Raw genomic sequence first — 274 nt, 5'->3', positions numbered from 1 at the left:
AGATGACCCAAGAAACGCCCTACTCATTCGTTATTTTGATTTTGTAGAACATTTAAAGCCTAAGGCTTTCTTAGTAGAAAATGTCCCTGGTTTACTGTGGCCTCGTCACGAAAAATACCTTAATGATTTTTTAAATCTTGCCAAGAAGCATGGTTATACAATCGTTGCTGGTGAACCGCTTATTTTGAACGCACGTGATTATGGCGTACCTCAAAATCGTCGACGTGCTTTTATATTTGCACTTCGCGATGATGTAATGCAAGAAGATATCGAT

At 38.7% G+C, this 274-nt stretch carries 1 protein-coding gene; it reads left to right on the top strand.

Features of this window, described 5'->3' with window-relative positions; translation table 11 throughout:
* Positions 1-274: DNA cytosine methyltransferase (locus tag AAEZ08_RS22920; protein ID WP_500125176.1), on the top strand; the 274-nt coding region annotated here is incomplete at both ends.

Source organism: Pseudomonas sp. E45-MNA-CIBAN-0222, assembly GCF_040310405.1.
Lineage (GTDB): Bacteria > Pseudomonadota > Gammaproteobacteria > Pseudomonadales > Pseudomonadaceae > Stutzerimonas > Stutzerimonas stutzeri_AC.
The sequence above is the reverse complement of the archived record's forward strand: the minus strand, read 5'-3'. Positions and strand labels throughout refer to the sequence as shown.